This is a genomic window from Pyxidicoccus sp. MSG2 (assembly GCF_026626705.1).
Classification (GTDB): domain Bacteria; phylum Myxococcota; class Myxococcia; order Myxococcales; family Myxococcaceae; genus Myxococcus.
Genome location: NZ_JAPNKC010000001.1, coordinates 8,312,391 through 8,337,481, shown reverse-complemented (window position 1 = coordinate 8,337,481; position 25,091 = coordinate 8,312,391). Strand labels below are relative to the sequence as shown.

At 70.0% G+C, this 25,091-nt stretch carries 20 protein-coding genes; 12 read left to right on the top strand and 8 right to left on the bottom strand.

The window, feature by feature from the left end; genetic code table 11:
- The first annotated feature begins 13 nt into the window (after nucleotides 1-13).
- Together OV427_RS32780 and OV427_RS32775 are read left to right on the top strand one after the other, a co-directional pair.
- Nucleotides 14-721, top strand: a complete 708-nt coding sequence (locus OV427_RS32780) for an immunity 52 family protein (protein ID WP_267860146.1) — start codon at nucleotides 14-16, stop codon at nucleotides 719-721.
- A gap of 111 nt (nucleotides 722-832) precedes the next feature.
- Nucleotides 833-1,672, top strand: coding sequence for a hypothetical protein (locus OV427_RS32775; RefSeq protein WP_267860145.1), 840 nt, complete (start codon nucleotides 833-835; stop codon nucleotides 1,670-1,672).
- A gap of 19 nt (nucleotides 1,673-1,691) precedes the next feature.
- Here the strand turns inward: OV427_RS32775 and OV427_RS32770 are convergent, their stop codons facing one another.
- Nucleotides 1,692-3,332 (bottom strand): hypothetical protein, encoded by a 1,641-nt coding sequence (locus OV427_RS32770; RefSeq protein ID WP_267860144.1) that lies wholly within the window; start codon nucleotides 3,330-3,332, stop codon nucleotides 1,692-1,694.
- A gap of 106 nt (nucleotides 3,333-3,438) precedes the next feature.
- Here OV427_RS32770 and OV427_RS32765 point away from each other — a divergent pair, with 106 nt between their 5' ends.
- The 5 genes from OV427_RS32765 to OV427_RS32745 all read left to right on the top strand — a co-directional run bounded on the left by OV427_RS32765 (nucleotide 3,439) and on the right by OV427_RS32745 (nucleotide 10,027).
- Nucleotides 3,439-4,827, top strand: a complete 1,389-nt coding sequence (locus OV427_RS32765; RefSeq protein WP_267860143.1) for an ArnT family glycosyltransferase — start codon at nucleotides 3,439-3,441, stop codon at nucleotides 4,825-4,827.
- A gap of 171 nt (nucleotides 4,828-4,998) precedes the next feature.
- Entirely contained in the window at nucleotides 4,999-6,102 is a 1,104-nt protein-coding gene (locus OV427_RS32760) for a porin (protein WP_267860142.1), read from the top strand.
- Between the two features lie 25 nt (nucleotides 6,103-6,127).
- The gene (gene acs, locus OV427_RS32755; protein ID WP_267860141.1) at nucleotides 6,128-8,092 is read left to right on the top strand and encodes an acetate--CoA ligase; all 1,965 of its coding nucleotides are present in this window, start codon (nucleotides 6,128-6,130) and stop codon (nucleotides 8,090-8,092) included.
- Nucleotides 8,093-8,106: 14 nt separating this feature from the next.
- Nucleotides 8,107-8,391, top strand: a complete 285-nt coding sequence (locus OV427_RS32750; RefSeq protein WP_267860140.1) for a DUF485 domain-containing protein — start codon at nucleotides 8,107-8,109, stop codon at nucleotides 8,389-8,391.
- 7 nt (nucleotides 8,392-8,398) lie between these two features.
- The gene (locus OV427_RS32745; RefSeq protein ID WP_267860139.1) at nucleotides 8,399-10,027 is read left to right on the top strand and encodes a sodium:solute symporter family transporter; all 1,629 of its coding nucleotides are present in this window, start codon (nucleotides 8,399-8,401) and stop codon (nucleotides 10,025-10,027) included.
- A gap of 94 nt (nucleotides 10,028-10,121) precedes the next feature.
- On the opposite strand, the gene OV427_RS32740 is transcribed toward OV427_RS32745, so the two are convergent.
- Complete coding sequence (locus OV427_RS32740) at nucleotides 10,122-10,937, bottom strand: sigma-70 family RNA polymerase sigma factor (RefSeq protein WP_267860138.1); 816 nt, start codon at nucleotides 10,935-10,937, stop codon at nucleotides 10,122-10,124.
- A 124-nt stretch (nucleotides 10,938-11,061) separates the two neighbouring features.
- Between OV427_RS32740 and OV427_RS32735 the strand changes: the two genes are divergently transcribed.
- The 3 genes from OV427_RS32735 to OV427_RS32725 all read left to right on the top strand — a co-directional run bounded on the left by OV427_RS32735 (nucleotide 11,062) and on the right by OV427_RS32725 (nucleotide 12,869).
- A complete protein-coding gene (locus OV427_RS32735) occupies nucleotides 11,062-11,766 on the top strand; it encodes an MBL fold metallo-hydrolase (protein WP_267860137.1) in 705 nt (234 codons plus the stop codon).
- 174 nt (nucleotides 11,767-11,940) lie between these two features.
- On the top strand, nucleotides 11,941-12,363 hold the full coding sequence (locus tag OV427_RS32730; RefSeq protein ID WP_267860136.1) for a YeeE/YedE family protein: 423 nt from the start codon (nucleotides 11,941-11,943) through the stop codon (nucleotides 12,361-12,363).
- Nucleotides 12,363-12,869: a DUF6691 family protein gene (locus OV427_RS32725; RefSeq protein WP_267860135.1), complete on the top strand. Its 507-nt coding sequence runs from the start codon at nucleotides 12,363-12,365 to the stop codon at nucleotides 12,867-12,869. The genes OV427_RS32730 and OV427_RS32725 overlap by 1 nt, the downstream gene beginning before the upstream one ends.
- 3 nt (nucleotides 12,870-12,872) lie before the next feature.
- On the opposite strand, the gene OV427_RS32720 is transcribed toward OV427_RS32725, so the two are convergent.
- Nucleotides 12,873-15,182 (bottom strand): polysaccharide deacetylase family protein, encoded by a 2,310-nt coding sequence (locus OV427_RS32720; protein ID WP_267860134.1) that lies wholly within the window; start codon nucleotides 15,180-15,182, stop codon nucleotides 12,873-12,875.
- Between the two features lie 243 nt (nucleotides 15,183-15,425).
- On the opposite strand from OV427_RS32720, the gene OV427_RS32715 reads away from it, so the two are divergent.
- Nucleotides 15,426-17,003: an N-6 DNA methylase gene (locus tag OV427_RS32715; protein WP_267860133.1), complete on the top strand. Its 1,578-nt coding sequence runs from the start codon at nucleotides 15,426-15,428 to the stop codon at nucleotides 17,001-17,003.
- Nucleotides 17,004-17,116: 113 nt separating this feature from the next.
- Nucleotides 17,117-17,740 carry a superoxide dismutase family protein gene (locus tag OV427_RS32710; protein ID WP_267860132.1) on the top strand — a complete coding sequence of 208 codons (624 nt, stop codon included), beginning with the start codon at nucleotides 17,117-17,119 and terminating at the stop codon, nucleotides 17,738-17,740.
- A gap of 94 nt (nucleotides 17,741-17,834) precedes the next feature.
- Here the strand turns inward: OV427_RS32710 and OV427_RS32705 are convergent, their stop codons facing one another.
- The 5 genes from OV427_RS32705 to OV427_RS32685 form a co-directional block, all read right to left on the bottom strand.
- Nucleotides 17,835-18,968: an IS30 family transposase gene (locus tag OV427_RS32705; RefSeq protein ID WP_267857086.1), complete on the bottom strand. Its 1,134-nt coding sequence runs from the start codon at nucleotides 18,966-18,968 to the stop codon at nucleotides 17,835-17,837.
- Nucleotides 18,969-19,177: 209 nt separating this feature from the next.
- Nucleotides 19,178-20,260 carry a DUF6193 family natural product biosynthesis protein gene (locus OV427_RS32700; RefSeq protein ID WP_267860131.1) on the bottom strand — a complete coding sequence of 361 codons (1,083 nt, stop codon included), beginning with the start codon at nucleotides 20,258-20,260 and terminating at the stop codon, nucleotides 19,178-19,180.
- Between the two features lie 78 nt (nucleotides 20,261-20,338).
- Nucleotides 20,339-21,934, bottom strand: coding sequence for a serine hydrolase (locus OV427_RS32695; protein ID WP_267860130.1), 1,596 nt, complete (start codon nucleotides 21,932-21,934; stop codon nucleotides 20,339-20,341).
- A 68-nt stretch (nucleotides 21,935-22,002) separates the two neighbouring features.
- Complete coding sequence (locus OV427_RS32690) at nucleotides 22,003-24,282, bottom strand: glutamine amidotransferase (protein ID WP_267860129.1); 2,280 nt, start codon at nucleotides 24,280-24,282, stop codon at nucleotides 22,003-22,005.
- A 27-nt stretch (nucleotides 24,283-24,309) separates the two neighbouring features.
- Nucleotides 24,310-25,068 carry a DUF4159 domain-containing protein gene (locus OV427_RS32685; RefSeq protein ID WP_267860128.1) on the bottom strand — a complete coding sequence of 253 codons (759 nt, stop codon included), beginning with the start codon at nucleotides 25,066-25,068 and terminating at the stop codon, nucleotides 24,310-24,312.
- Between the last annotated feature and the right edge of the window lie 23 nt (nucleotides 25,069-25,091).

Below are 25,091 nucleotides of genomic sequence, written 5' to 3'. Positions count from 1 at the left end.
ATAGGAGGGCCTCATGTCCGAGGGCTACTACGCCGGTGTCTACTGGCCCGGCCGCAAGGAGTCGGCCGAAGCCTGCGCTCGACGCACAACGCGTCTCTTCCAGGACCTGGGACCCCTGGAGCCAACCTGGGAGCATTGGTTTGCGACAGGCAGGACTCGTGAAGAGGCACTCGAACGGCCTCTGGCGCCTCAACCAGCGACCTTCGAGCAGCTATTCACGACGAAGAAGCATCACCTGCTGGGTGGTTTCACCCTGACAGCATGGAGTGGAGAGTCCCAGGGAAGCGCTACCGGCGTGATTCTGAAGTGCGGGCTGACGTCAGCGTCCGTATGCAACTCGTGCACGCTGAATCCTCCCCGTCAGGGGCTCATCGCACAGCGGGTCATGAATGGGACCGTGATGACCCGCGCTCTTCGCGCCATGGCGCTGGCCTGGGAACCGGATTGGGGCATCGCGACCTCCGAACTCCATAGAGCCGAAGTGCTCAAGGCAGCGGAGCCCGGCACCTTCGCGGGTTGGGTCATGTACTTCTCGCGGAGTCGCGGCGCGGTACCTCCCCTCCCCGCTCCGGCACGCATCGAACCTGTGGAGGACAAGGGTACTCTCGTCATCCTCACCCCGGAGTGCTTCACGGCGAGCAACCCCGAGCACGTTGCTCTCGCCGCACACGTACAAGCGATTCTGGGCGAGGCCGGGCTGCTGCGCCCCCTCCATGAATAGTCCACCGCCCCCAAGTCCCGAACGAGTGTCCATCAGTCGAGACTGCCAGCCCGCATAGACCGGAATCAACGACAGCTCGTTAGCATGGCCTCCACCACCCGGGGGGAAGTCATGGCGCAGAATCCACCTGTCGCAACCACAGTCGCCGTCGGTGAGCCCAAGCCTGGAGACACCGCGGTCATTCCCATTCCACAGCAGGAGAACAGCCGCCTCGTCCTCCTCACGGGCGCGCTGCCGTTGGTGGCGCTCGCCACTTCCTGGTTCGTGGCTCCCGGCTGGAGCTACGTCGCGACCACCGGCGCACTGGCACTGTTCCTCCTCGTGCTGGGACAGGCGATTTCAGGCACCCCCTTCGGCGTGCTCGTCAACGAGCGCAACATGATGAGCCTCTCGCGCATGCAGGCCGTCGTGTGGACGGTGATTGTCGTCGGCGGCTACCTGACCATGGCCCTCTCCCGCGTGAAGGCGGGCACGCCCGACGCGGTGGCCGTCGGCATCCCCCAGGAGCTCTGGTTGGCGATGGGCATCTCCACCACGTCCCTGCTGGGCACGCCGCTCATCCTCGGCGCCAAGCGCACCCGCAAGCCGGACGAAAAGATGATGCGGAACACGTCCACCCAGCTCGCCGAGGACATGAAGGACATCGAGCAGAACAGCGTCGGCACGCTCTACGCCAACAAGAGCATTCAAGACGCCCGCGTCTCCGACATGTTCCAGGGTGACGAGGTCGGCAACACCGCCCACATCGACCTCGCCAAGGTGCAGATGTTCTACTTCACGCTCATCGCCTCGGTGAGCTACTTCATGGACGTCGCCTCGTCCGTCATGACGGGCAAGACGGACGGCCTGCCGGCGCTCTCGCAGGGCTTTGTCGCGCTCCTCGCCCTCAGCCACGGCGGCTACCTGCTGGGCAAGGCGAACGACCACTCCAACTCGAAGCCCGCCGCCTGAACCCCGTGAAGGTGCCGCGTCACCGACGCGGCACCTTCAGCTCGTCGGCGAAGGCGTCGCGCAGCGCGGTGTCGAAGCCGTCGCCGTACACGAAGACTTCGACGCCCTCACACTGGAAGCTCGCGCGCGGCTCGCCGAACCTGCGCTTGAAGCCCGCCATGTCGAGCCGCTCCGTGATGACGAAGGTGTGGTCCGGGCGCTCGCCGTGCCGGGCCAGGTACCAGTCGACGTTGGTAATCCAGGGTTGGACGCGGCCCTCCCCCTCCACCTGGTTCACCCACAGCCCGGTGCGTGAGAAGAGCGAGACGAACTTCGCGTTCCAGTAGTCCCCCACGCCCCACGCCAGCCCATGGCGCTCGCGGTTCTCATCCAGGCACGCGACGAGGCGCGGGTAGTACCCGGAGACGAGCGGCCCCTCGGTGCGCCACGGATTGCGAGCGAACGTCCCCCCCCAGGCCACCGCCACCACGCCCAGGGCCACCGCGCCGAGCGCCCGTTGCCACGTCTCGCGCGGCACGAGCCCGGCCGCGAACGCCAGGCCGAGGAATGGAAGCAGGAGGGACATCGGGAGGTAGCGGAAGCACGTGTCGTCTCGGAAGAGGCCCGTCAGCACCACCGCGCCCACGTTCGTTCCCAGCGCGAGCACTCCGAAGAGGCACACCGCGTACACGCCCCCCCTCGGAGAGCCGGACGCCGTCCACTGACGGCGCCGCGCCACCAGCACCGCCACCGCGGCCAGCGTCATGACGACCCACAGCACCGTCAGCCCCGGAGAGCGCTGCACCTGCTCCACCACCAGGGACCCGAGCTGCCGGAGGCTCTCCCACGCCGCGTCCGCCCGCAGCTTCGTATACCCGGAACCCGAGCGCTTGAGCGTCGACCACCGCACCGCGCGGAAGCCCAGCAGCGTGGCCCCACCCAGGATGCCGAGGATGGCACCCAGCCGCCGCCATGGAACCGGACGCCGTGCCACCGCGAGGAGCACGAGGCACAGCCCCGCGGGCACGGTGAAGACGACGGCGAAGAGGCTGTCCGAGGCGCTCGCCAGGAAGCACAGCACGCCGAGCAGCCAGGGTGCGAGACGCGAGTCCCCCCGGAACGTCCGCAATGCCAGCGCCAGCCCCGCCAGCGCCATGGGCACCGTGCTGAAGTGGATGGCGCTGAGCACCGAGGTCTGCATCACGCGGAAGGTCCCCGTGCCGTAGGCCACCAGCAGCCCTGCCACCACGCAGACGGCCACCACCTGCCCCAGCGCCGCCGCGCCAGGAGGCGCCGCCGTGCGCACGAGGAACTGCGTGGACAGCACCAGCAGCGCCACCTGCACCGCCGCGTACAGCAGGGTGGCGTACACGAGGGAGCCGGACAGCGCCTGGAGCGCGAAGTACAGCGGCATGTCCGGGAAGAAGTACGGCGCGGGCGTCAGCCGCCACCCGGCCCACCTGCCGCCCAGCTCGAAGAGGTCGCGGTACAGGGCCGGCAGATAGAGCTCGTCCGAGTTGAAGAGCTCCATCGGGTCCAGCGTCCCATCGCTGAAGCGGAAGAAGACGTGCGCCAGCGCCACACCCAGCAGCACCCACGCGCCCGCATGGAGCCACCGGAACGCGGGGCCGCTCAGCGAGCTGGCAGGCGGAAGGGGCGGAGGAGCAGGAGGCGGGCTCATGGGGAACGGATGTCTATCCCCACCCGGGTGGTGCCCGGAAGCGGAAGACACGGAAGGCACAACACGCCTCTGGCCAACGGGCGCCCGGTGCGCTTAGTCCAGAGGCGTGAGCCCGCCGTCTCCCCCAGCCACGCCTTCCCCTTCCGTGAAGGCCTGCCTCACCCTGCTCGCGGTGTCCGCGGGACTGCGGCTCGCGTTGGCGGTGGGCACGGACGTCTACTTCGACACCGCGTACTACTGGCAGTGGGCCCGGCACCTGGCGTGGGGCTACTACGACCATCCGCCCATGGCGGCGTGGCTCATCGCGGTGCTCGGCATCCATGCCACGGCGCTGGTGTGTGGCGCGGGCACGGTGGCCGCGGTGTGGGGCCTGGCGCGGGATGTGTACGGCAGCCGGGAGGCGGCGTGGCGCGCGGCGGCGCTGTGGAGCGTGGTGCCCGCGGGCATGGTGGCCGGGGTGTGGGCCACGCCCGACTCGCCGCTGCTCCTCTTCTGGACGCTGGGGCTGTGGGCCCTCTGGAAGGAGCGCTGGGGGTGGGCGGGGCTGGCCTGCGGCCTGGCGCTGCTGTCCAAGTACCCGGCGGTGCTGCTGGGCCTGGCCTTCCTGCTGGCGGCGGCGCGCGCGCGGCGGCTGCCGTGGGGGGCCTGGGGCACGGGCGCGCTGGCGCTGTTGTGCTTCGTCCCGGTGGTGCTGTGGAACGCGCGGCATGAGTGGGTGGGGTTCCTCTTCCAGCTCCACCACGGCTTCGAGGGACGCGGCGGGTGGAACACCTTCGGCCAGTTCCTCGCGGGGCAGCTCGCGCTCGGCGGCCCGGTGCTGTTCCCCCTCGCCCTGGTGTACGCGGTGCGCGGCCCGCGTGAGCAGTTCCTCCTGCGCATGGCGGCGGTGGTGCCGCTGCTCTTCTTCGGCTACGCGTCGGTGCGCGCGCAGGGCGAGGCCAACTGGCCCGCGGCGGCCTATGTGGCCGCGTGCGTGGGCGTGGCGGGCCTGCGCCCAGCCTGGCAGCGGGCCGTCGCGGCCTCCAGCCTGGTGCTGGTGCTTGCGGTGGGCACCCATGTCCTCTTCCCGCTGGTGCGCACCGAGCGGCGGGACACCGTGCTGTGGCGCACCCACGGCTGGAGCGTGCTGCGCGAGCTGGCCACGCCCCAGAAGCTGTTCCCCGGCCTGGACGCGCACAACATCGCGGCCATCTACGCGTCCGAATACCAGCTCGCCTCGCAGGTGGCGTACTACGCGGGCGGCATCACGGACACCGCGTTCCCCGCGAGGTTCAGCCAGTACGACTTGTGGCCGGACCCCACCCTCGCGCCCGGACAGGAGGTGCTCTGGGTGACAGAGGGCGGCCCCGGGCCACCGGAAACGCTGACCGACCGCTTCACCTCCATGAGCGACGCGGTGCTGCTGGGTGGGGACTTCCGCGGGCAGCGGCTGCACACCTTCGTGGTGTGGTGGCTGCGAGGGCTGAAGCCCGAAGCCAGCAAGGGCAGCCCCTAGCCAGGCGCAGACACGGCCTCCCGCACACACCGTTACGACGCATTGCATGAATCGTTACCGCGGTAACGCGCACGTCACCTTCCGTAACATCCTGACGCACCGGGCCAACCTGTAAGGTCCTGAATCTCTGAGCAAGGGCCGTTGGCAGAGGCGTTGCTCAGGGCGGTGGGCATGCGCCCTGCCCCCATCCGCCTGCTGTCGCTCCTGGCCCTCGTGGCCCTGCTGCCCGCCGGCCCCGCGGTCGCAGCCAAGATTCCCATTGGCGACGAAGCCGTCCTCAACGTCAGCCTCCTGCTCCAGCCGCAATTGCAGCTCATCAAGGACGGCGCGCCCGTAGGTGACGTGGGCACCGACCTGTTCCTGCGGCGCGCCCGCCTGCTCGTCTACGGCAACGTCACCAAGCACCTGTCCTTCTTCTTCGAGACGGACCAGCCCAACTTCGGCAAGGACGGCAACTACGACGTCGCCTTCTTCATCCAGGACGCGTTCGTCTCGTACGAGTTCGCGGACAAGCTCTTCGTGGACGCCGGCTTCCTCATCGCCCCGCTGTCGCGCCACAACCTCCAGGGCGCCATCGCCCTCAACACGGTGGACTACCACTCCAACCTCATCCGCTTCACGCCGGGCGTCGGCAAGGTGTGGCGGGACGTGGGCATCCAGCTCCGCGGCTTCGCGGGGCCGCTCGGCTTCCGCGCCGCCATCCTCAACGGCGCCGAGGGCGTCCGGAAGCCCGACGGCACCGTCGTCAACCCGGACGACATCCCGCGCGGCGTCGCGTCCGTCCGGTGGAACTTCCTCACCCGCGAGGAGGACCTCTTCTTCCAGGGCATCTACTTCGACGACAAGCCGCGCCTCTCCGTGGGCGTGGGCGTCGACTACCAGCCCTCCGCCGTCGCCACCGCCAGCGGCGTCCATGACTCGTTCGCCGCGTCCACGGACATCTTCCTCGACCTCCCCCTCGCCGGAGACCAGGCCGTCATCTTCAACACGGGCGTCTACACCTACCGCCAGGGCCTCGACTCGCCCCAGAGCGGCACCGGCTTCTTCTCGGAGGTCGGCTGGCGCTTCGGCCAGCTCGAGCCCGTGCTCTCCGCCGAGTACTTCAACTCGCGCGTGCCGGACCAGGACCTGCTCGCCCTGAAGCCGGGCTTCAACCTCTGGTTCCAGAAGCACACCCTCAACCTCAAGTCGGAGGTCGCCATCGCCAAGGTGGGCGACCTCTCCGAGGCCGTCACCGGCATCACCGGCACGGCCCAACTCCAGCTCTTCTACTGACCTCCCGCCCTCAAGGATGACGCGCATGGCCCCGACGAAGGACGACTTCATCCCCCCGAAGGAGCAGTTCAGCCGCACCTCGCACGTGAAGAGCCTGGAGGACTACCAGCGCCTCTACAAAAAGAGCCTGGAGGAACCCGAGGCCTTCTGGGGCGAGATGGCCCAGCAGCTCACCTGGTTCCACAAGCCCGACACCGTGCTCGACGTGGATGCGGAGCAGGTGGACTTCTCCTGGTTCGGCGGCGGCAAGCTCAACGTCGCCTTCAACTGCGTGGACCGCCACGCCAAGACACGCCCCGGCAAGCCGGCCATCATCTGGGCGAAGAACGAGCCCGGCGAGTACCAGGTCATCAGCTTCCGTGACTTGCAGCACCACGTGGGCCGCGTCGCCAACGTGCTCAAGGCCCATGGCGTGCGCAAGGGCGACCGCGTCTGCATCTACCTGCCCATGGTGCCGGAACTGGCCTACACCATGCTCGCCTGCGCGCGCATCGGCGCGGTGCACTCGGTGGTGTTCGCCGGCTTCTCGTCGGAGTCCTTGCGCGAGCGCATCCTCGACTCGGGCGCGAAGGTGCTCGTCACCGCCAACGAGGGCCCGCGCGGCCCCAAGTTCGTGCCCACCAAGGCCATCGCCGACGAGGCGGTGGAGGGCCTCACCCAGGTGGAGTCCATCCTCGTCGTGCGCCGCACCGCCAAGGAGGTGCCCATGCGCGCCGGCCGCGACGCCTGGCTGGACGTGGAGATGTCCAGGCACCGCGGCACCTGTCCCGCCGAGTGGATGGACGCCGAGGACCCGCTCTTCATCCTCTACACCTCCGGCTCCACCGGGAAGCCGAAGGGCGTGCTGCACACCACCGGCGGCTACCTCACCTACGCGGCCACCACGTTCCGCTACGTCTTCGACATCCAGCCGGACGACGTGCACTTCTGCGCCGCGGACCTCGGCTGGGTGACGGGCCACAGCTACATCCTCTACGGGCCGCTGGCGACGGGCACCACCACCGTCATGTTCGAGTCCACGCCCACGTACCCCAACGCGGGCCGGCTCTGGCAGGTGGTGGACGACCTCAAGGCCACCATCCTCTACACCGCGCCCACCGCGCTGCGCGCCCTCATCAAGGAGGGCGACGGCTTCGTGAAGAAGTCCTCGCGCAAGACGCTGCGCCTGCTCGGCTCGGTGGGCGAGCCCATCAACCCCGAGGTGTGGCGCTGGTACCACGACGTGGTGGGCGAGGGCCGCTGCCCCGTGGTGGACACCTGGTGGCAGACGGAGACAGGCGGCATCCTCATCGCCCCGCTGCCGGGCGCCACCCCGTGCAAGCCCGGCTCGGCCACCCTGCCCTTCTTCGGAGTGGAGCCGGTGCTGGTGGACGACGAGGGCCGGGTGATTGAGGGCAACGGCGTCAGCGGCAACCTGTGCCTGGCGCGCTCCTGGCCCGGGCAGGCGCGCACGCTGTACGGCCACCACCAGCGCTTCGTGGAGACGTACTACTCGCGCTTCCCCACGCTGTACTTCACGGGTGACGGCTGCCGGCGCGACGAGGACGGCTACTACTGGATTACGGGCCGCGTGGACGACGTGCTCAACGTGTCCGGCCACCGCCTGGGCACCGCCGAGGTGGAGAGCGCGCTGGTGGCCCACGAGTCCGTCGCCGAGGCCGCCGTGGTGGGCTTCCCGCATGACCTCAAGGGCACCGGCGTGTGCGCCTTCGTCACCATGAAGCCGGACTGGGCGGAGGCGTCGGCCGAGCAGATGGTGGGCGCGCTGAAGGAGCAGGTGCGCCACGTCATCGGCCCCATCGCCACGCCGGACCGTGTGGTGCTGGTCAATGGCCTGCCCAAGACGCGCTCCGGAAAGATTCTGCGGCGCATGCTGCGGAAGATTGCGTCCGGAGAGACGGATAACCTGGGCGACGCCAGCACCCTGGCCGACCCGGCCGTGCTCGATGAGTTGCTCACCAAGGGCGTCCCCCCGCAGGCCAAGCGATGAGTGGAGGAACTTCGATGCAAGCGAATTCCCGAGAGGAAGCCCTGGAAGCGCTGGCCGGATTGCGCTGGCGCGTGGCCGCGGCGCTCACCGTGGCCATGCTGGTGGCGTACCTCGGCTTCATCCTGCTGGTGGCCTTCAACAAGCCGCTGATGGGGCAGCAAATCATCCCCGGCCTGTCCATTGGCATCGTGCTGGGGGTGCTGGTCATCCTCGCCGCCTGGCTGCTGACGGGCATCTACATCGTCTGGGCGAACGGGAAGTACGACCGGGCCCTCCACCAGTACCGGGACAGGAAGTGAGGACGGAATGAACCCGACCACGACGGGCACGCAGCTCGGCCAGCCCAACACCACGGCCATCGTCTTCTTCCTCCTCTTCGTCGGCATCACCCTGGCGATTACGTACTGGGCGGCGCGCAAGACGAAGACGACGTCCGAGTTCTTCGCCGCGGGCGGCGGTGTGAGCGCCGTACAGAACGGCTTCGCGCTGGCGGGCGACTTCATGAGCGCCGCCAGCTTCCTCGGCATCGCGGGGCTGGTGGCCATGTCCGGCTTCGACGGGCTCATCTACTCGGTGGGCTGGCTGGTGGGCTGGCCGGTGGTGACGTTCCTCATCGCCGAGCCCCTGCGCAACCTGGGCAAGTACACCTTCGCGGACGTGGTGGCGTACCGACTGAAGCAGACGCCGGTGCGCCTGTCCGCGGCGCTGGGCACGCTCGCGGTGGTGAGCTTCTACCTGATTGCGCAGATGGTGGGCGCCGGCAACCTCATCCACCTGCTCTTCGGCCTGTCGTACGAGATGGCCGTCATCATCGTGGGCGCGGTGATGATTCTGTACGTGCTCTTCGGCGGGATGATTGCCACCACGTGGGTGCAAATCGTGAAGGCGGTGCTGCTGCTGGCGGGCGCGACGGCGCTGGCGGTGGCGGTGCTCTACAAGTTCGGCTTCAATCCGGTGAACCTCTTCAACGAGGCGGCCACGCAGTACGGCGCGGAGACACTGGCGCCCGGCAAGCTGGTGGCGAGCCCCCTGGAGGCCATCTCCCTGGGCCTGGCGCTGATGTTCGGCACCGCGGGCCTGCCGCACATCCTGATGCGCTTCTACACGGTGCCGGACGCGAAGGCGGCGCGCAGCAGCGTGTTCTACGCCACGGGGCTCATCGGCTACTTCTACCTGGTGACGTTCATCCTCGGCTTCGGCGCGTCGGTGCTGGTGGGCCGCACGGCGATTACCGGCGTGGACAAGGGCGGCAACATGGCGGCGCCCATGCTGGCGGAGGTGGTGGGCGGCACGGGCTTCCTGGGCTTCATCTCCGCGGTGGCCTTCGCCACGATTCTCGCGGTGGTGGCGGGCCTGACGCTGTCCGGCGCGGCGGCGCTGTCCCATGACTTGTGGTCCACCGTGGTGCGCAAGGGCAAGGCACCCGAGCACGAGCAACTGAAGGTGGCGCGGCTCGCCAGCCTCCTGCTGGGAGTGCTCGCGGTGGTGCTCGGGGTCATCTTCAAGGGGCAGAACGTGGCCTTCATGGTGGGACTGGCCTTCGCCATCGCCGCGAGCGGCAACTTCCCCGCGCTGCTGCTGTCCATGTCGTGGAAGAAGTTCACCACGAATGGCGCGGTGGCCAGCATGCTGGTGGGCACGTTCAGCGCGGTGGTGCTCATCTTCCTGTCGCCCACGGTGCAGGTGGACCTGCTGAAGAACACCGAGGCGTTCTTCCCGCTGAAGAACCCGGGCGTCATCACCATCCCCCTGGCCTTCGTGGTGGGCGTGGTGGTGTCGCTGCTCTTCCCGGAGCGCGAGGCCTCCGAGCGCTTCGCCGAGGTGCGGCACCGGATGCACGTGGGCGCGCCCACGGAGGGCCTGCCCGCGCCGGAGGTGCCGGCCTCCGCGGCCGTCGCCACGCCGCCGTCGGGAGTCCAGCCGAGCAAGGCCTGAAGGTTCGCCCTCCCACTCCTCCTCGATGGGAGGGCAGGGACGGGGCCCGGGCCACCAAGGGGCCCGGGTCCCGCGCCCGTCTTCGACGTGAAGCTCAGGCCCGCGGCGCCACGGTGCCGTGGAGCGCCTGCCGCACCGCCGCGCGCACGGGCGCGGGCACCTCGTCGCCGGGAATACGGCGGCACAGGGAGACGGTGCGCTTGAGAGACTCGCACTCCTCGGCGCAGCGCGGGCAGCGTCCCAGGTGGTCCTCGATACGGACACAGGTGGCCTGGTCGATGTCCTGGCCGGCGTAATCGGAGAGCTCCTGGGCCAGCTCCGGGCAGCCCTGGCCTCCCGCCGCCGCGTCCTCGCCGAGCAGCGTGGAGAGGTGCTCACGGAGCTGCATCCGCGCGCGGTGCAGCCGACTCTTGAGCGCCCGCACCTCGATGCCCACCACGCGCGCGGCCTCCTCTGCGGAGAGCCCCTCCACGTCCCGGAGGATGAGCGTCTCGCGGTACGCGTCTGGCAGCGCGAGGATGGCGGCCTGGAGGACCTCACCCATCTGCCGGGCGTGCGCCTTCTCGTCGGGCGGCGGGCCTTCGACGGGCACATCGGCCGCGGCGGGTGAGTCGAGGGGCAGGTGCTCCTCGGGCACGCCGGCCCTCCTGCGCCGCGCGCGGAAGCAATGCGTCCTGGCCACCTGGTAGAGCCACGTGGACAGCTCCGCGTCCCCACGGAAGGCGTGCAGGCCCCGGAAGGCCGTCAGCAGCGTCTCCTGGAGCACATCCTTCGCGTCCTCCTCCGAGCCGCACATGCGCAGCCCGAACCGGTACACCTGACGCTCATGCCGGACGAGCAGCGCTTCCAGCGCCTCGCCATCTCCCTCCCGGGCCGCCGCCAACAGCTCCGCCTCACTTCTCGCCGCCATGGGAGTCCTTCTCTCGGCCGCCCGGCCCGGGGGCCGCCCGGCTGGGGAGCAGACGCCCTCTTCCGGACGCCCCGCTGAATCCTTTTTCCATCGGCCTGACTCTCACCGTGAGGAGGCCATGCCGATGCTCTTCCGACAACTCTTCGATGCCACGTCGTCGACCTATACCTATCTCATCGCCGACCTGGCCAGCCGCAAGGCGCTCCTCATCGACCCGGTGGCCGAGCAGGCGGAGCGCGACCTCACCCTGGTGCGCCAGCTCGGCCTCACGCTCAGCCATGTCTTCGACACGCACGTGCACGCGGACCACGTCACGGCGTCGGGGCTCCTGCGTCAGCGCACGGGCGCCACGGTGGTGGGAGGCGCGGCGGGCGCGGGCTGCGCCGACGTCCACGTGAATCACGGTGACGTGGTGCGCGTGGGAGCGGTGGAACTCCGGGTGCTCGCCACGCCGGGCCACACCGATGACAGCGTGAGCTACCTCCTGGGCGACCGCGTCTTCACCGGGGACGCGCTGCTCATCCGGGGCAATGGGCGCACCGACTTCCAGAACGGGAGCGCGAGCGTGCTCTATGATTCCATCACCCGGGTGCTGTTCGCCCTTCCCGACGAGACGCTCGTCTACCCCGCGCATGACTACAAGGGCCTGACGGTGACGACGATTGGCGAGGAGAAGCACCACAACCCGCGCGTCGCCGGCAGGAGCCGTGAGGAGTTCATCCGCATCATGGACCACCTCGACCTGCCGAAGCCCAAGCAGATCGACGTGGCCGTGCCCGCGAACCGCGCCTGCGGGCTCCCGCCGTCTTCCCAGCACGCGATGCAGTGAGGCCCCGCACCATGCCCACTCCCGACAACAGCCCCTCCTCCCGCGGCGCGGCGAGCCGCGTGCCCCCCGGCGCCGACACACCACCGGGTGTCGCATCAACGTGCGCGACGCGCGCCTTCTCCTTCCTCGCCCCGAAGCCCTGGGCGGGCCTTCATGCTCTCAGGTGATCCGACGATGAATCCATTCCTCCTTTCGCTCCTGGGCGGCGTCCTCATTGGCATCAGCGCCTCCCTGCTGCTCCTCTTCAACGGCCGCATCGCGGGCGTCAGCGGCATCACCGCGGGCATCGTCACGCCCGCGAGCGGTGACATCGCCTGGCGCGCGGCCTTCATCGGCGGCCTCGTCCTCGGGGGCGCGCTGCTGGCGGTCTTCCTGCCCCGGGCGTTGGGAGCCCCGGTCGTCTCGGGTGTGGGAGTCACCGTCCTCGCGGGCCTGCTCGTCGGCTTCGGCTCACGGCTGGGCGGAGGCTGCACCAGCGGGCACGGCGTCTGTGGCGTGGCACGCGGCGCCACGCGCTCGCTCGTGGCCACCTGCGTCTTCGTGGCCACCGGCATAGGCACTGCCTTCGTGATGCGTCACCTGATGGGAGGTGCGTGATGAAGGCGGTGCTGATGGCCGGGTTGACCGGCCTGCTCTTCGCGCTGGGCCTGGGCATCGGAGGAATGACGGACCCGGCCCGGGTCATGGGCTTCCTCGACGTCGCTGGCGACTGGGACCCGAGCCTCCTCTTCCTCATGGCCGGGGCCGTGGGGACACACGCCGTTCTGCGACGGTTCATCCTGAAGCGGCCGCAGCCGGTGCTCGCGCCGGCCTTCCCCAAGCCGGCACAGACGCCAGTGGACCGGCGGCTCGTTGGCGGAGCAGCCTTGTTCGGCATCGGCTGGGGGCTGGCGGGCTACTGCCCGGGGCCGGCGCTCGTCTCGCTCGCGAAGGGCGCGCCCACAGTGCTGCTCTTCGTCGCGGCCATGCTGGCGGGCATGGGGCTCTTCCGCGGATGGGAGGCAGCCGTGATGCGGCGCAAGTCCGTCGGGCCCGATGGGCTTCCCACCGGCGGACCGAGTGCTGGCGAAGGCGGACGCCAGCACGTGGGCTCCTCGCCCTGAGCGTCACTCAGCGGCAGGCGCGGCCACCGTGTCGAGCTGCAGGTCGAACGAGACATCTGGCGAGTTGGGCCCGACCTGCTTCACCATCACCGCCGCCGTGTTCTCCCCGGCGACGAACACCGAAGCGGGGAGCGCCACGTCCACCACGGCGTTGTCCAGGGAGGCGCTCGCATAGGCCGTGTGCGCCAGCCCTCCATCCACCTCGCGGCTGAAGACGAGCGTGCCATTCACCCACACGGCCACTCCGTCATCGAAGCGGACGCGCAGGGTGGCGGAGGAGATGGGACGGGCGAGCATCACCTTCTTGCGGAAGTAGATGCTGGGCTGCGCGGAGAACGTGCGCAGCAGCACCGTGCCCTCGTCGCCGTCTCCGTAGCCCAGCTCGCCGGGCCCCGTGGCCCACGCGGAGTCGTCGAAGGCAGGCAGGAACCAGTCCGGCCCGGGGTCCACGCCGCTCGCGTCATAGCGCCACACGTCGCCGAACCGGACCACGCGGCCCAGGGCGGGCAGGAAGATGGAGAACGGCCCCTGGCTCTGGGCCGACATGCCGGACGCCGCAGGATGGGACACGCGCAGCAACCCGCGCGTGGTGAGCATCCCTGGCACCCTCCAGGTGTAGCGACCCGTGTTCGGCACACCCGAGGCAATGGGCGTCCACGTGCTCCCCAGGTCGGGAGACCAGGCGAGGTCCACCGTGGCTTCCGAGCCGGTGTCGCTCCAGCGCAGGCCCATCGGAGCACCCTCGGACAGGCTCTCACCGCCACGAGGCGACAGGACGGTGAGCGTCGAGGTGGGTGAAGTGCCCGCGTCCACGAGGCTGAAATCATCCATGGTGAGCGTGCCCGTGGAGCGCAATGCCAGCGCCACGCTGATGGCCACCGCGCCCGAGGGCACCGGTGGGGTGAGCCACTCTCCCTGTCTGTAGCTGGTGCTCGTGGGCAGGTCCGGCCCCGCGCTCCAGGCCACCCAGCCCGAGGCCGTCCGGTAGAAGGCCCTGAAGCCCGCGCGAGCCGTCGTCTTGTACCAGGCGGAGACGCGATAGCGGCGCCCCACCACGACGGAGGGCGGGCACGTGCCGAAGTCCTGACGAATCTCCAGCCGCCGCTCGCCGCCGGTGGAGAGGCTGGTGAGGGTCACCCGTTGCGCCCAGCTCCCGCTGTGCGCGTCCGTCGTCCGGCTCCAGCTTCCGGACTGCGTGCCGGCATTGGTGCGCTTCCAGCAGTCCGGGACGTTGTCGCCATCGGCGTCCACCTCCAGCGAGGGGTTCGGGAGCAACTGGGGCCCACCACCGTCCGGCGAGCCTCCATCCGGTACGCCCGCGTCGGGGATGCCCGCGTCGGGAGTCCCGGCATCCGGAGTGCCCGCATCCGGAGTGCCCGCATCCGGTGACCCGGCGTCCAGCACGCCCGCATCGGGAACGCCCCCGTCGACCACACCACCATCGGCGCGGATGGGCGGCTTCACGGCCCCGCCCACCACCTCATGCGCGGTGCGGACGAAGGTGCCTCGGGACACGCGCGGCGCGAGCCAGGCGAGGAACGAGTCCAGCAGGGACTCGGTGATGGCATAGGTGCCACAGCCCGAGCAGATGTCGTGGAGGGAAATCATGATCCACCCTCCACCGCCGTTCTCCGCCTGGAGCACGAGGCTCTGCAGATTGGCGAGCGTCCAGTCCGACTTGATGGAGGTGGGCGAGCGGATGCTGAACGCGTCCGCGGGAGGGACGCTCTCCGCCAACGGACAGGAGTTGCACCCCGTGGGCGAGCGGATGCGGCCCGTGTGGCGCGCGTTGTTGTAGTTGCAGAAGATGACCGTCTGCTTCGCCGTGGCGCCCTCCGAGCCGAAGGGGTAGGCGAACGAGGTGACGGGAAATCCGTAGCCCATGAGGGCCACGCGGCAGTCGCAGACCTGATGCCGCTGCTCCGCCAGGGGTAGCGGGTCCAGGTCCTCGTGGTCCAGCGTGTGTCCGCCAATCTCGTGCCCTGCGGCCGCGAGCGCGCGCAGGTCCGCCAGCGTGAGATAGCCCGACCGGCCGATGCGCCCGGCGCTGATGTAGAACGTGGCGTGCATCCCGTACTTCGCGAACAGCGGCCCTACGAGCACCTGGGTCTTCAGCGTGTCCGCGAAGGTGAAGGTGACCACCACCTGTCCAGGCTCGAGGTCCAGGGGCGGCGTCGCCTGCGACAGCGTCACGGCGGCCACGGGAGGAAGGCGCGGCAGTCCCTGGGCGGGTGAAGCAGCGAGGACGACGACCAGCAGGCAGCATGCGGCGAGGGCTCTCGACAGGGCCCTGCGGCGGGTGGGGGTCTTCATGGTGGCCGCAGGGTCGAGCCCCCCGGCCATTCCCGCCATGACCCGCCAGCGCGGGCCCTGCTGCCACCGCCCAACGCGCGACGGCCCTTGCGCCGTGGGTCGGCCGCGAAGGCACGCCGCGACGCGTATCGCCCTCCAGGGCAGGTGAGTTGACGCGAAGGACACACCAGCGCGTCTGAGTGGAGGACCTCGGGGTGGGCCCGGCCCGGGCGCGGTATGTCGGTGGCTAGGATGGGGGGACGGATGCGACGCGCTGCCAACAGCCCGTTGGAGGTGGACGAGGAGAAGCTCGTCCGTCAGTTCCCCGGGCTGAACCGCAAGGCGGTGGGTGCGTTCTTCACGCCCGCGCCGCTGGTGGAGCGCACGCTGGCGCTCGCGCTGGAGCACCTGGGTGGAGGCCCGCTCACCGTGGTGGACCCGGCGTGCGGCGCGGGAGCCTTCCTCGCGGCGGCGGCGAAGCGGCGGCCCGATGCGCGACTGTGCGGCCTGGAGCTGGACCCGGAGGTGGCGCGCGTCTGCCAGTCCCGCGTGCCCGGCGCGGACATCCGCGTGGGAGATTCGCTGCGCGGCGGGCTGGAGCCGCTGCTCGCCGCCACGCCGCCGGAGCACCGGGAGCTGTGGGTGGGAAACCCGCCCTACAACGGCACGTCGCCGGTGCTGAAGGACGCGAGCACCTACGCGCGCCTGCGCGCCCTGCTCCCGCTGGCCCTGCCGCCGGGCACCAGCCTGCGCGACGACTTCGCCTTCTTCCTGCTGGTGGCCGCGCACCGGCTCGTCTCGCGTCCCGGAGTGCTCGCCTTCATCACCCCGGCGACGCTTCTGGACGCGTTCCTCTACGCTCCGCTGCGCCAGTCCCTGCTGGCCACGCTGTCCCTGCGCGAGGTCGTGGACCTGGGCCCCGGCGCCTTCTCCGGCACGCAGGTGCGCACGTGCATCACCGTGTGGTCCTCGCTGCCGGGCCCTCGGGGGGCACCGCGCTACGAGCGCCGGGGCGTCTGGCAGGGCTTCACGCCCGCATCCCCGGAGTGGCGCCTCGCGCCCACGGCCCCGGAGGCCGCGGACCTGGACGCGCGCTGGCGGGCGGAGGGCGAACCGCTGAGCACGCTGGTTCCGGTGAGCCTGCCCGGCGTGAAGACACGCTTCGACGAGCTGCTGGTGGATGCGGACGCGGAGCGACTGCTGGCGCGCCTGCGAGCCTTCGCCGCGGCCCGAAAGGAAGAGCTGCCCGACTTCGCGCGGGCGCATGGACTGCCGGAGACGCTGCTCCCCAAGCTGCGCGAGCTGAAGGCGGGCCCGCCGCTGGAGGTGGACCCGAGCCACGTGCGTCCCTTCTTCCGCTACGGAGGCGCGCGCCACCGGGGCACGGTGCCGCACGAGGCGCTGGCGTACTGCTACCTGGACCGGCGCCTCATCCCCCGGGGCGACCACCGGCTGCGCGGGCCGTATGACCCGCACCTGGGCTCGGTGAAGCTCCTCTTCAACGTGCGCGAGCTGCCACTGTCGGCCGCGTTGCTGGAAGAGGAGGGCTGCGTGCACGACCACCGGCACGCGCGCTTCGCGCCGCTGTACGTGCCCCAGCGGCTGCGAGATGAGGGGCTCGCCGTCACCCGCTCCGCGTCAACGCTGGAGGAACTGGGGCCGCTGGTGCCCAACCTCTCGCCTCGGGGACAGGCGTGGGCGGAAAGCCTGGGAGGCCCGCTGTCCGCCTTCCGGGCGCTGGTGACGTTCCTCAACGGGCCCGAGGTGCAGGACGTCTGGGCGCCGGCCTTCGGCGCTTCGCGCGTGGTGCCGGTGCCGCTCGGGGCTCCCGCGAAGCAGTGAACGCTTCCAGCGCGTCCTGCTCGAAGGCCCGCACGGTTTCTCCGACAACGTGTGCGGGCTGTGGCTAGTGTCGCCTCTTCTCCCTAGTACCCCCCAGGAGGAAGGACCGACCTATGAAGATTCGAGCCCTGCTGACCGCCGCCGCCCTCACCGCCGCCATGCCCGCGATGGCCCAGGCCCCGCAGGCCGCGCCGCCCGCCGCTCAGGCCCCGGGTCAGGACAAGCCGGCCACGGGTGCGCCGGCCGCTCCGGCTCCGGCCGCGGCTCCGGAGAAGAAGGCGCCGCCGAAGGGTGAGATGGCGAAGGCGATGGTGAAGGACGCCCAGGGCAAGGACGTGGGGGAAATCACGTTCGAGCAGACGGCGAAGGGCGTGGTGGTGAAGGGCACGCTGAGCAACCTGCCGCCGGGCCAGCACGCGTTCCACATCCACGAGACGGGCAAGTGCGACGCCCCGGACTTCAAGACGGCGGGGGGCCACTTCAACCCGACGAAGAAGGCCCACGGCATCATGTCGCCCAAGGGCAAGCACGAGGGTGACCTGCCCAACCTCTACGTGGGCCAGGACGGGAGCGTGAAGTTCGACACCTTCGCGCAGAACGGCCTCAAGCTGAAGCAGCTGTTCGACAAGGACGGCTCGGCGGTGATGGTGCACACCAAGGAGGACGACTACTTCACCGACCCGACTGGCGACGCCGGTGGCCGCATCGCCTGCGGCGTGGTGGAGAAGGCGCAGTAGCAGGCAGCGCGGCGAGTGCCTCTCCCATGCCGGGGAGGGGCACCCTGCCTGGCAGCGTCCTGTTCGGAAATGTCGGGACATTTCGCGGGCGGTCTCAACCGGTCATCGCAACGGCTCGGGCGAATACCTCGGCGGGGGTGTGCCAGTCGAGTGTCTGGCGCGGGCGGCTGTTGAGTTGGGCGGCGATAGCATCGAGTTGCTGCGCGCAGAGGTGGCTCAAGTCCATGCCCTTGGGCATGTACTGGCGCAGCAGGCCGTTGGTGTTCTCGTTGCTGCCGCGCTGCCAGGGGCTGTGCGGGTCGCAGAAGTAGACTTGCACGGCGGTGTCGAGGGTGAAGCGCACGTGCTCGGACATCTCCTTGCCCTGGTCCCAGGTGAGGCTGCGGCGCAGGGCGTCAGGCAGCTGGCCAATCTTGTGGGTGAGGGCCTGGCGCACGTGGCCCGCGGTGCGGCCCTCGGGCAGGTGCAGCAGCATGACGTAGCGGCTGTGGCGCTCCACCAGCGTGCCCACCGCGGACTTGCCTTGCTTACCGAGGATGAGGTCACCCTCCCAATGGCCCGGCACGGCCCTGTCTTCGACTTCGGGTGGACGCGCGCTCAGCATCAGCTTGTCCGGCAACTGGCCGCGTAGGTCCGTGCGCCCCTGGGGCCGGCGCTGGGTGCGGCCCGTGCGCAGACACGCGGTGAGCTCCTTGCGCAGGGCGCCGCGCGTCTGGACGTAGAGGCTGCGGTAAAGGGTTTCGTGGGACACGTGCAGCTCGGGGCAGTGCGGGAAGTCTCGCTTGAGACTGGCGGCAACCTGCTGAGGACTCCAGCACTCCTCCAGCCGCCGCTCCACCTCCTGGCGCAGCCGTGGGTACTCCTGCAGCTTCGTGTGCTTGGGACGCCGTGCCCGGTGCGTTGCGCCCCGCTCGCCGCGCCACGCCCGGTAGCGCTTGCGCCCACCGGTACGGGCCACTTCACGGCTGAGCGTGGAGGCCGCCCGGCCCAGGCGCCTCGCGATGGCACGCAGCGAGTCGCCCGCCCGCAGCCCCCGCGAGATTTCCTCGCGCTCCTGCACCGACAGCCGCAAAGCGGAACGCACGTGGGCCCTCTGCATCATGCTGCCAGCCCCAGGGCGCAGCCGCTGCAGCGTGCGCTCACTCACCCCAGCCGCCCGCGCTGCCGCCTCCAGCGTCTGCCCGGCCGCTACCGAGCGCCGCACCGCCAGCCAGTCCTCTGCACTCATCCTGCCGAGCTTGCCTCGCCTCTGCACCGGACACCTCCCCGGATGCACGCCGCTATGCCGTGCATCCCGACTGGTGCGTTCACCGGTTGAGACCGCCGCGCCACAAACCCCCCGACATTTCCGAACAGGACGCTCCCTTCGCCTCCCCGGGGAGCTCCCGCGAGGTCCGGCAGGAGCTTCCGCCACGCAAGCCCGCCCGCATTCCCGGGTCAGGACTCCCGGCGTTCGACGCTTCCGTAGAAGGTGGTGTCACCTTCGGCCGTCAGAATCTCCTCGACGAACTGGAGGACCTCCTCCGCGCTTCCCTCCAGCTTCCGGTCACTCGCGCGCACCGTGTATCGCGCCAGTCCCGAGCCAGCCCCGGGGGCACGGGAGCGCTGGTCGGGAATGACGGCCGGGAGCCCTGCCGTCGAGAACGGGTAAACGGGGCAGCGGGAGAAGCAAAGCACCTCGTGGCTCGTGAACACGAAGAAGCGCCGGATGGTGGGGTGCCGCGCCATTCGCTCCAGCAGAGGAAGATGCGCCACCATCGGGTCCCAGCTTCCCGAGGCCTGACTCCGCCGCGCGTGTGCAATGTGGAAATCCCAGAGCCACTCCGCGTAGCGGCCCTGCTCGTAGGACGAAGCGTGCGGTTCGCCCTGGACGAAGGAGAACTCGCGCGTGAGCGGGTCGACGCGAGCCCCGGAGTCCAGCCATTGCCCGACGGCGGTGGCGAGCGCGTCTACATCCGAGGTTGCTCCCACGGCCAGGTTCGTGCCCAGGTGGCTGAACGTGCAGCGTGCTTCGGAGCCCGGCTGGGGCGCTTCGAGTTCACAGGAGCGGCCATCCCCCTCCACGGTCAACGTGTAGAAGTCCCCAATCTCTCTCTTGAAGGAGCACCGGCGGGATGACCCCAGGCGCTCCAGCACGACATCCACCTTCCCGCGCAGCGCCTCGAGTGCCCGCTTCTGCCGGTCGATGAAGGGGAAGCGTGAGTACAATTCATGGAGCGGCGTCTCATCCAGGAGCCAGGCCTGGAGGACGTGAGGCACCACGTCGAGCGAGCGCGTCCGCCCCTTCGCCAGCGCTGGCGCGCCTTCTCCTTCGGAGAGCACGAGGTAGTACTCCGCTCCCTCGCGGTTGTAATGGAACGTGTGCACCCGGCAGGACCGCGCCCCTGCCCTCGCGTCGACGTGCCAGTGAACGCCCGCCCCTTCCATCGCGAGTGCCACGGGAGCCGAAGGGCGCGCGAACCGCAACTCCAGCAGGGCCAGCAGCTCACGCGCGTGCGCTTCTTCCTCGTACCTCGGCATGGAACGCGTCCTGCCCCTCCAGCCCTTGAGTAGCTCCCGCATGCGACATGGCTGGGCGGTGCGCGCAGGAGGTCTGAGTCAGTGCACGGGACGAGCGACGGCTCCGGGCGCGTCGTCCTTCACGGGCGTGAAGAGCAGGTCCTGGAAGTCGTAGCTGAAGTCCGTCAGCGGTGACACGGGCTGCATCCGCATCTCGCCGATGGAGCCGTCGGGCTTCAGCGAGAACGTCACGTACGCATCCGCGTTCAGCGCCCGGTCCTTCCACTTCGCCACGAAGGTGTCGTACTGCCAATGCTCCAGCGTACCGGTGAACGCGGGCGTGCGGCTGAAGCGGAGGACCAGCTTCTCCCCTTCCTTCGCGATGGCCACGTCCCCGTACCAGGCATCGCGGTACCGCCCCACATAGGCATCAATGGGAAGCGACGGCCGCGACTGCGCATTCCGTCCCGCGCTCGCCAGACCTATCGCCGCATACGCCTTGGCCTCCTTCTCCACCTCGTCCGCCTTGAACGCGGCGACCCAGTCCGTGGCGGGCGCGCCCAGGTACGCGTCCAGCAGCGTCCACGTGGGCGCCTCGTACCCGCCGCGAGCCTCCTGGTTCGTCAGCACGGCGATGCCCAGCCGCTGCTCCGGGACGAGCACCACGCGCGACACGTAACCCGCCAGTCCGCCCGTGTGCCCCACCAGCTTGAGTCCCCGGTAGTCGCGCAGCGTCCAGCCCAGCCCGTACGCCGCGAAGTTCGCGCGCGTCCCGGCCAGCGCCTGCGACGGCTCCTTGATGGGCAGCACCGTCTGCGCGGACCACATCTCGCGCGACTGCTCCTCGCTGAAGAGCCGCTTCTTCCCCTCCGTGCCCGGAACCACGCCGCGCTCCAACTGCGCGAGCATCCACCGGGACAGCTCATTCACACTGGTGTTGATGCCACCCGCCGGCGCGTTGTTGTCGAAGGGCACCGGGGCAATGGCCTTCAGCACGCCATCCGCCTTCGCATGCGGCATCGCCACGTTGGCGCCGGGGCGGAAGGCCGTCACGCTGGTGTTGCTCGTGCGCATCCCGAGCGGCATGAAGATGCGCTCACGAATGAACGCGCTCCAGGTCTTCCCGGTCGCCCTCTCGATGACCTTCCCCGCGACGAGATACAGGATGTTGTCGTACGCGTACCGGCTGCGGAAGCTGCTCGCCGGGGGGATGCGCCGCAGCCGCGAGACAATCTCCTCCTCGGTGAACGTGGTCTGCGGGAAGTAGAGCAAGTCGCCCGCGCCCAGCCCCAGTCCGCTGCGGTGCACCAGCAAGTCACGCACCGTCAGCTCGCGCGTGACGTACGGGTCGAACATCTGGAACGACGGCAGGTGGTCGATGACGCGGTCGTCCCACGCGAGCTTGCCCTCGTCCACGAGCATGGCCAGCGCCGCCGCGGTGAAGGCCTTGGTGTTGGAGGCGATGCCGAACAGCGAGTCCGGCGTCACCGGCGCGCGCTCACCGAGCTTCCGCACCCCATAGCCCTTCGCCAGCACCACCTTCCCGTCCTTCACGACGGCGATGGCGATGCCGGGCACCTCGAAGGCCTCCATCGTCCGCTGAAGCGCGGCGTCGATGTCCGGCTGGGAAACCTGCTGCTGCGCGAAGGGCGTGAGCGGGAGGACGAAGAGGAGAAGCGCGAGGGCGTATCGCACGGGAGCTCCGGGTGGGGGACAGGCGACTGTCTACCGCACCCGGACACTCCGCTACAGCCACGCCCCGCTCAGACGTAGCCGAACCGGCGCCGCGCGAACCACTCCGCGCCGAGCAGCGCAATCAGCGCCACCAGGTAGTACCAGCGGTCCCACAGCGGCTGGTCCTTGGCGCGGCCCACCTCCACCACCGGCGGGTCCAGCAGCGGCACATCCGGCAGCCCGTCCTGGGGCAGCTTGTATGCCTTGCCACCCGTCGTCTTCGCGATGGCCTCCATCAACTCCGGCCGCACCGAGGCATCCGACAGCTCCGGCCCCACGGCGCGCACGGCCACCGCGTCCTCGCCCGAGCCCAGATCCGTCTCACCCTTCTTCGCCGAGGCCAGAAGCTTGTACGGCCCCGGCGCGGGCGGCGCGAACTCCAGCCGCACCACGCCATCCGAGCCCGTCGCCCCCGTCTGCACCGCCACGGGCTTCTGCGAAGCCACGGAGAACAATTCCACGCGCACCTGCGCGTCCTGCGCGGGCTGGTAGTCCGCCATGCGCGCCTGCACCACCACGCCCACGGGCCGCCCCGGCTCCACGGACGGAGGGTCCGCCGTCACCTTCAGCGTCGTCAGGTCCGGGTCTCTCACCAGCCAGCGCAGCGCATTGCCCCAGAAGCGGTCATATGCGCGGCTCGGCGAGCCATCCCGGTGCGCCGCGAAGGCCCAGTACCAGGACGCATCCGTCGCCATCACCAGCGCCCGGCCCCGGCCGTAGTCCCACACCGCGACCAGCGGCACGTTCTTCCCGTTCGCAGTCATGTGCGGCACGTCCAGCAGCACCGTGGCCCCGGGACGCGCCGTCGTGAGATTCGCCCCCGGAATGGGCGGCAGCTCGCCCCACGCGGCCTCGGTGCTCGCCGCCCCCGTGCCAATGGCCGTAATCGGGTGGCGCAGGCCCTCCGGCGTCAGGCGGGCCTTGAAGGGCTCCGGGTTGGCGGGGCCGGCGGCGGCGACGGGCAGCGCCTCCATCAGCGTGGGCATCATCGCGCGGCCCTCGCCCAGCACGCTGTCGCCGCCAATCATCACGAAGGCGCCGCCGTTGTGGATGTAGCGCTCCAGGTTGCGCTCGTACTCGGCGATGGAGAGCGACGGGTCCGCGTGCCCGAAGTTCTGGAAGATGACGACGTCGAAGGTGTCCAGCTTCGTGTCGAAAATCTCCTCCATGGGGAAGGGAATCAGGGACAGCTCGCGCTCGCTCGACACGCCCGGGTCGTCCGACAGCGTGCGCAGGATGTAGAAGGACACCAGGTCCACGTTGGCGTCCTGGCGCAAGAGGCCCCGCAGGTAGCGCTCGTCCCACGAGGGACGGCCCACCACGAGCAGCACGCGCACGCGGTCTCGAATCACCTTCAGCGTGAAGGAGCGCGTGTTGTTGTCCGCCACCGCCTCGTCCGGGAAGGTGGGCACCGTCACCGTGTAGACGAAGCGCCCCGTCTGGTCCGGCGTGAAGGTGAAGGACACCGGCTTCATGTCGTCCGAGGACTCCAGGCGCACCGTCTTGCTCGCCACCGTCTTGCCTTCCTGGCTGAGCACCACCGGAATCTCGCGCCCGCTGAAGCCGCGGCCGTGAATCTCCACCTCCACGGTGAGCGAGTTGCGCACGAAGGCGAAGTCATCCACCTTCAGCCCCTCCACCGCGAGGTCCTTCAGCGCCTCCTGGCCCACGGTGAAGGTGGACACGGGGACATTCAAATCCGCCAGCGCCGCGCGCGCCCGGCCCACCACGCCCGCCTTCAGGTCCTGGTTGTCCGCGCCGTCGCTGAACAGCAGCATCCCCGACAGCTTGCGAGCGCCCTGCCCCGCCCCCGCCGCCGCGCGCACCGCGGCGAGCAGGTCCGTGGTGCCCGCGCGCGCCGGCTCCTTCGCCAGCGACGCGGGCGTCACCGGCGCCAGCTCCGGGTCGAAGCCGTACATCTCCACCGTGAAGCGGTCCTGCAGGGCGGCCAGCTGCGGCGCGGCCTTCTCCAGGAAGGAGGCCACCTGCGCGGTGCGCGTGGGGCCGCCGGGCTCCGAGGGGAAGCTCATGGAGGCGGAGCGGTCCACCAGCACGGCGATGCGGTTCTTCATCCGTGCCACCTGCAGGTGGCGGATGCCGGGCTCCAAAAGGAAGAAGAGCGCGGCCACGCCCGCGCCCACGCGCAGGGTCCACAGGAGCACCCGGCGCATGCGCGACGGCTCGCGGCGCACGCCCCAGGCGGCCAGCGCCACACCCAGCACCAGTCCGAGGGCGAGCAGCACCAGCGCCCACTGCGGGAGCGGAGAGAGGCTGACGAGCTTCCAGGCGTTGAAGGTGGGGGAGTTCATCCAGGCTTTCAGCGTCAGGCCGGTGCTTCAGCGCCGCTTGTTGAGGATGAGCGGCAGGTGGACGGCGTCGTCCTTGTAGTCGAGGCAGAGGGCATACATGCAGATGTTGATGCCCAGGCGCACGGCCAGCTCACGCTGGGGTTCCCCTCCGGGAGACACGTCGAACTCGTAGTCGCCGGACTCGCTGCGGTTCCACGCCCCGGCCAGGTCGTTCTGCGAGTACAGCACAGCAGCGCGCTTGCCCAGCATGCACGCCGCCATCTGGGGCTTGTTGAGCAGCCGCCCGGGCGCCGCGTCCAGCAGGAAGAAGGACTTGAACACCACGTGCCCGGAGGGCACCTCGGCCAGCGGGCTCTGCGGCAGTACCCGCGCCATCTCCCGGCGGAAGGACGCGTCGAAGCCGTCCCCGTCGCTGCCGTCGTTGGCGTCCGCCAGCATGAAGCCGCCGTACGTCAGGTAGCGCCGCAGGTTGGACACCTCGGCGTCGGTGAGCGCGGGGAAGGAGCCCTCGCCGCCCATGTAGAGGAAGGGGTACTCGAAGAGGTCCGGCGAGCTGAGCGGGAAGCCGCGCGCGTCCGGAACCACCTCCACCGAGGTGCGGCGCTGCAGCTCCCAGGCGATGCGGCGCAGCCCGGACATGCGCAGGTCCCAGCGGCCTCCGTGCCGGGCCACCGCGGGGATGAAGCGGCTCTTCTCGCCGAAGGCGTCCGCTCGCCGGGCCAGCAGCGGGGCGAGCGCGGCGGTGCCGAGCAGGAGGTTTCGACGCGTCAGTCGCCGTGAGGACATGGAGCGTTCCTATATACCGTCGA

Coding starts and splice junctions, on each gene's coding strand:
- OV427_RS32685 (WP_267860128.1), bottom strand. CDS start 25,068: ATGTCCTCACGGCGACTGACGCGTCGAAACCTCCTGCTCGGCACCGCC.
- OV427_RS32725 (WP_267860135.1), top strand. CDS start 12,363: ATGAAGGCGGTGCTGATGGCCGGGTTGACCGGCCTGCTCTTCGCGCTG.
- OV427_RS32745 (WP_267860139.1), top strand. CDS start 8,399: ATGAACCCGACCACGACGGGCACGCAGCTCGGCCAGCCCAACACCACG.
- OV427_RS32775 (WP_267860145.1), top strand. CDS start 833: ATGGCGCAGAATCCACCTGTCGCAACCACAGTCGCCGTCGGTGAGCCC.
- OV427_RS32730 (WP_267860136.1), top strand. CDS start 11,941: ATGAATCCATTCCTCCTTTCGCTCCTGGGCGGCGTCCTCATTGGCATC.
- OV427_RS32715 (WP_267860133.1), top strand. CDS start 15,426: ATGCGACGCGCTGCCAACAGCCCGTTGGAGGTGGACGAGGAGAAGCTC.
- OV427_RS32700 (WP_267860131.1), bottom strand. CDS start 20,260: ATGCCGAGGTACGAGGAAGAAGCGCACGCGCGTGAGCTGCTGGCCCTG.
- OV427_RS32690 (WP_267860129.1), bottom strand. CDS start 24,282: ATGAACTCCCCCACCTTCAACGCCTGGAAGCTCGTCAGCCTCTCTCCG.
- OV427_RS32780 (WP_267860146.1), top strand. CDS start 14: ATGTCCGAGGGCTACTACGCCGGTGTCTACTGGCCCGGCCGCAAGGAG.
- OV427_RS32705 (WP_267857086.1), bottom strand. CDS start 18,968: ATGAGTGCAGAGGACTGGCTGGCGGTGCGGCGCTCGGTAGCGGCCGGG.
- OV427_RS32740 (WP_267860138.1), bottom strand. CDS start 10,937: ATGGCGGCGAGAAGTGAGGCGGAGCTGTTGGCGGCGGCCCGGGAGGGA.
- OV427_RS32735 (WP_267860137.1), top strand. CDS start 11,062: ATGCTCTTCCGACAACTCTTCGATGCCACGTCGTCGACCTATACCTAT.
- OV427_RS32770 (WP_267860144.1), bottom strand. CDS start 3,332: ATGAGCCCGCCTCCTGCTCCTCCGCCCCTTCCGCCTGCCAGCTCGCTG.
- OV427_RS32720 (WP_267860134.1), bottom strand. CDS start 15,182: ATGAAGACCCCCACCCGCCGCAGGGCCCTGTCGAGAGCCCTCGCCGCA.
- OV427_RS32760 (WP_267860142.1), top strand. CDS start 4,999: ATGCGCCCTGCCCCCATCCGCCTGCTGTCGCTCCTGGCCCTCGTGGCC.
- OV427_RS32710 (WP_267860132.1), top strand. CDS start 17,117: ATGAAGATTCGAGCCCTGCTGACCGCCGCCGCCCTCACCGCCGCCATG.
- acs (WP_267860141.1), top strand. CDS start 6,128: ATGGCCCCGACGAAGGACGACTTCATCCCCCCGAAGGAGCAGTTCAGC.
- OV427_RS32750 (WP_267860140.1), top strand. CDS start 8,107: ATGCAAGCGAATTCCCGAGAGGAAGCCCTGGAAGCGCTGGCCGGATTG.